The organism is Mesorhizobium sp. M7A.F.Ca.CA.002.09.1.1 (genome assembly GCF_003998555.1).
GTDB classification, from domain to species: Bacteria; Pseudomonadota; Alphaproteobacteria; order Rhizobiales; family Rhizobiaceae; genus Mesorhizobium; species Mesorhizobium ciceri.
Map to the genome: position 1 here is coordinate 1 of NZ_RZRR01000461.1, position 4,392 is coordinate 4,392.

The following is a 4,392-nucleotide window of genomic DNA, read 5'->3' on the forward strand; positions in this document are numbered from 1 at the left end:
ACGGCGGTGAAAGTATCGGCTGAGCCTTTTGCTTTCGCTATCAACTCCCCTGTTTTCAAAGCTTGTCCGATATACCACGCAAAGACTTTCACCCATGCCGCTGCTTGCCCGCAGGACTATAGTCCTGCCGGCATGGGACTTCAGTGCCATGGCCGTCCAAGAGCGTGAATTTGTGTTTGATATCAGTCGGTTAAGTTTCTGGCCGGGTGCCAGATCGCGTATTGAGACAGCATTTGTCTAAAGTTTACTCTGCACTATTAGCAATTCCTCATAGGACGGTCGCTTAGCGGTCGGGCCAGGGCGACGATTCCCGAGGAGATTACCATGACAAACCGGAAAACTCTGCTGGCGGCGCTTGCCGCATTGGCGCTCCTGGCATCTCCGGCGCTCGCCGGCAATGGGCACGGCGGTGGCGGTGGCAATGCCGGAGGCAACGGGCACGGCAACGGCGGTAGCAATGGCAACGGCGGCGGCAATGGCAAGAGCGGCGCTTCGCACGGCAAGTCGTCGTCGGCCCCCGGCCAGGTGGCCAAAGCGGACGACACCACGGTCGACAAGACCACCAAGGTCTCGTCCGTGCCCAAAGGCAAGAACATCCACGCCAAGCTTGGCCGGGTGAGCTCGCTGAAGCGCAACATCAATGCCTATATGAACTCGAAGAGCAAGAAATTCGCCGCCCTTCAGGCATTCGTGACGCAGTCCGCCAAAGCCAAGGTCGCTCAGGCCGCCGCCGACGCAGCACAGGCTAAGCTGGATGCGCTGACGTCCCTGACACCCGATCAGATTGCCGCGATGTCGCCCGAAGATCAGGCGGCCCTGCCTGGGAAGATAGCTGCTCTGCAGGCCGAGGTCGCTGCCGACAACGCTGCTGCTGCTGCGGCCGCGGTCGGCACCGATGATGCATCGCTCGACGCGGCATTGGCGGATATGGCCAACAAGCCCGTCGACGCCGCGGTCACGTCCTGGGCTCAAGACGTCCTTGCCGGCAAGATCGACCAGACGGCTGCCGCGATGCAGACGGAAACGACGCCGTAACGAACCGCCGCCGAAACGGTAGTGGTCAGTCAAAGAAGATGCCGCCGGGTTTCACTCGGCGGCATTGCCTTTTCCCGCTCATGGTCGGGCTGGCTATCCAGGGATAGCCACCGAGCTGGCGTCCAGGGATAGCCAGGCTCGAAACACTCAGACGTGCTTGCGGCCGCCGGTTTCGCGGAACCAGCTGTCGGGATAGGGATACCACCAGTCCTGGATCGCAGGCTTGTGGTCGATGATCACCATTTTGGAGCGGCGGAAGGCGTCGAGCCCCTGGCGTCCGAGCTCGCGGCCAAGGCCCGAGGCCTTCCAGCCGCCGAACGGCAGGGCATCGTTGTCGATCAGCGGGTTGTTGACCCAGACCATGCCGGCTTCGAGCCGTTCAGCCGCCTCGTGGGCTTCGGCCAGATTCGATGTGAACACCGAAGCGCCGAGCCCGAACGGGCTGTCATTGGCAAGCCGGATCGCCTCGTCGAAATCCCTGACCCGGCAGATGGCGGCGACGGGTCCAAAACACTCTTCGCGCACGATCGCCATATCAGGGGTGACGCCGGTCAGGATGGTCGGTTCGTAGAACCAGCCGATGTTGTGCGCCGGCGGGATGCGCCCGCCGGTCACCGCCTTGGCGCCATGGGCAATGGCGTCATCCACAAGGCGCATCACTTTGGTCCGCGCGCTTTCGCTGACCAGCGGGCCGATCTCGGTCTTGTCCATGCCGTTGCCGATGCGCAGCGCCCGCGTCCTTTCGGCGAACAGCGCGACGAAGCGGTCATGCACGGAATCGACGACGAAGAAGCGCTCGGCCGAAGTGCAGACCTGGCCGGTGAGGTGGAAGGCGGCGGTGACGCTGCCGGCCGCCGCGATCTCGAGCGGGGCATGCTCGCTTATGATCAGCGGGTCGCTGCCGCCGGCCTCGATGACGCACGGCTTCATGCGTTCGGCGCAGGCTACCGCCACCGCCTTGCCTGCGGCGACCGAGCCGGTGAAGGCAACGGCATGGGTGCGGTCGGAGGCGATCAGCGCCTGCGCTGTGGCCGCTCCGCCGGGCAGGCAGGAGACCAGCCCCTCTGGCAGCGAGCGGAACACGGTCATGTAGTCCAGCGTCGAGAGCGTCGTCGCCTCGGCCGGCTTGATGATGCAGGCATTGCCGGCGGCGAGCGATGCGGCGACCGTCCAGCACATCAGCAGGATCGGGAAATTGTAGGGCATGATGTGTACGGAGACGCCGTAAGGTTCGTAGCGCGCATACTGGAACGAACCGGCCTGCGTCGTGCCGGCGATCTTGCCGGCATCGTCGCGCGCCATCTCGGCATAGTAGCGGAAGATCGGCGCGCAATTGGCGATCTCGCCGATCGCTTCGGGGTAGGGTTTGCCCATCTCGCGCACCATCAGCTCGGCGCAACGCGTGAAGTCCGCCGCCTCGATGGCGTTGGCGACGGCATGCAGATGCTTGGCCCGGCTCTTGGCATCGAGCTTCTTCCAGGCGGCCTGCGCCTTCGTCGCGGCCGTGAGTGCGGTATCGATCTCGCCGTCTGTCGCAGCAGAGATAGCGCCGACGGTTTCCAGCGTCGCCGGATCGATCACCGGTTTTGCCGCGCCGGCCATCGACCGGTAGTCCGGATTGACGAAGAAGGTTGGCCGGTCAGGAGAGAAATCCATTTTGTCCTTCTCCATTTACGGAGCCTTTTTGAGAATTCGTCCTGCCGAGGCAGATGGCGTGGCTTTCGAGAACCGGAGCGCAGCGGACATTTAGTCCGTGAGCACCGGAAGCGCAGAAAGCCGCGTCAGGTGTCCGGCAGGGCAGAATTATCGAGAAGGCTCAGCGGATCATGTAGACCTTCTTGATTGTCTCATGGACGGTGCAGACGCCCTTCCAGTCCTGCGGGAAGAACGCTGCCGTATCCGGCTCGATCTCGATGACCTCGCCGGATTCATGCACATAGGTGCAGCGCCCTTCGAGGAAATGGCAGAACTCGTCGCGGGTGACATGGCAGTGCCATTTGCCCGGAGTGCAGACCCAAAGCCCGCATTCGGAGCGGCCTTCCGGCCCCTTGTACAGCAGCTTGCCCGAGGTATGGGATTGGCCCTCGATCATGGTCGGGATGACGCCCCAGTCGACGAGGTCGGTAATGGTAAGCGGGGATTTCATGATGGGGGTTGTCATATCGATTCCTTGGAAATGGGTGCTCAGCGGCACATGAAGGCCTTGGTCAGCGTTTGCGTGATGATGGAGATGCCGGTCCAGCCGGCGGGGAAGAATACCAGCGTGCCGGCCTCGACCGCGATCTCCTCGCCGTCGCCATGGACATAGCTGCCGCGTCCCGACAGGAAGTGGCAGAATTCGTCGGCGCCAAAGGTGACCTTGCGCGTGCCCGGCGTGCACGCCCACAGGCCGCATTCGCTCGATCCGTCCGGGTTCTGCGCCAGGATCTTGCCCGAAGCGCGCGGCGAACCGGCGAGCGTGTTGCTGCCCGCGCCCCAGTCTTCCAATTCCACGGCCGAAGCCTTCGGCCAGTGCGGTGTCGACATGTCATCAAGCTCCGTGGTCACGCCAGCATGTAGACGTTGCGCATCGTCTCATGCACGGTGCATTCGCCTCTCCAGCCGGCAGGGAACATGACCACGGTGCCGGTGGAGACTTCTATCACCTCACCGACATCCGACCGGTAGGTCGCGCGGCCGGCGACGAAATGGCACAATTCGTCGCGCGGGATACTGAGGCGCCAGCGGCCTGGCGTGCAGACCCAGATGCCGGATTCCGGCTGGTTGTTTGGCCCTTTGTGCACGAGCCTGCCGGTGGAGCGCGAAGCGCCGTCCAGCGCGTCAGGTTGGACGCCCCAGTCGACGAGGTCGGTTCGGGTGGTGGCCTGGTGGAGGTGTGGGGCGGAGGAGGTCATGAGCGTGCTCCATCATTTGGGCGCTCAATCCCGCCCCGTTTTCGCTCTACGAGGCCCCCCTCTGTCCTGCCGGACATCTCCCCCTCAAGGGGGGAGATTGGCAACTTTGGCTTCTGTGTCTCTTCTTCAGCGTTGAAAATTGGCGAAAGCCGCCGCGAAATCCAATCTCCCCCCTTGAGGGGGAGATGGCCGGCAGGCCAGAGGGGGGCGCCTGGGCTCCGCATCTCAATCACAGCAGCGTCTCCAACAACCCGGCCGCTTTCTCCGGCCCATTCTGCGCGTGCATCTGCGCCGATGTCTTCGCCAGCTTGGCTTTCATCGCCGGGTCGGTCAGGCAGGTCTCGATCTTGGCAACCAGCTCGGCATCGGTCCAGTCGTAGCGCGGCATGCCGAAGCCGTGGCCGGTTTCCTCGACGCGGGTGGCGTTGTCGTGGCCATCCCAGACATAGGGCATGATCTGTCT

The 4,392-nt window shown here is 63.5% G+C and carries 5 protein-coding genes and 1 pseudogene; 1 reads left to right on the forward strand and 5 read right to left on the reverse strand.

What is annotated here, in order from left to right:
* Positions 1-324 precede the first annotated feature (324 nt).
* Complete coding sequence (locus EN994_RS19675; protein ID WP_063169499.1) at positions 325-1,035, forward strand: hypothetical protein; 711 nt, start codon at positions 325-327, stop codon at positions 1,033-1,035.
* 147 nt (positions 1,036-1,182) lie between these two features.
* Here the strand turns inward: EN994_RS19675 and EN994_RS19680 are convergent, their stop codons facing one another.
* The 5 genes and pseudogenes from EN994_RS19680 to EN994_RS19705 all read right to left on the reverse strand — a co-directional run.
* Entirely contained in the window at positions 1,183-2,691 is a 1,509-nt protein-coding gene (locus EN994_RS19680) for an aldehyde dehydrogenase family protein (RefSeq protein ID WP_063170400.1), read from the reverse strand.
* A 160-nt stretch (positions 2,692-2,851) separates the two neighbouring features.
* Positions 2,852-3,196 carry a cupin domain-containing protein gene (locus EN994_RS19685; protein WP_013528939.1) on the reverse strand — a complete coding sequence of 115 codons (345 nt, stop codon included), beginning with the start codon at positions 3,194-3,196 and terminating at the stop codon, positions 2,852-2,854.
* Positions 3,197-3,219: 23 nt separating this feature from the next.
* Positions 3,220-3,561, reverse strand: a complete 342-nt coding sequence (locus tag EN994_RS19690) for a cupin domain-containing protein (protein WP_063170399.1) — start codon at positions 3,559-3,561, stop codon at positions 3,220-3,222.
* A 17-nt stretch (positions 3,562-3,578) separates the two neighbouring features.
* On the reverse strand, positions 3,579-3,929 hold the full coding sequence (locus tag EN994_RS19695; RefSeq protein WP_063169498.1) for a cupin domain-containing protein: 351 nt from the start codon (positions 3,927-3,929) through the stop codon (positions 3,579-3,581).
* 229 nt (positions 3,930-4,158) lie between these two features.
* Positions 4,159-4,392 (reverse strand): annotated as a pseudogene (locus tag EN994_RS19705) (glycosyl transferase family 1); the annotation flags it as partial.

Excerpts from the sequence above, each read along its gene's own strand:
- EN994_RS19675 (WP_063169499.1), top strand. The coding sequence starts at position 325 with ATGACAAACCGGAAAACTCTGCTGGCGGCGCTTGCCGCATTGGCGCTC.
- EN994_RS19680 (WP_063170400.1), bottom strand. The coding sequence starts at position 2,691 with ATGGATTTCTCTCCTGACCGGCCAACCTTCTTCGTCAATCCGGACTAC.
- EN994_RS19685 (WP_013528939.1), bottom strand. The coding sequence starts at position 3,196 with ATGACAACCCCCATCATGAAATCCCCGCTTACCATTACCGACCTCGTC.
- EN994_RS19690 (WP_063170399.1), bottom strand. The coding sequence starts at position 3,561 with ATGTCGACACCGCACTGGCCGAAGGCTTCGGCCGTGGAATTGGAAGAC.
- EN994_RS19695 (WP_063169498.1), bottom strand. The coding sequence starts at position 3,929 with ATGACCTCCTCCGCCCCACACCTCCACCAGGCCACCACCCGAACCGAC.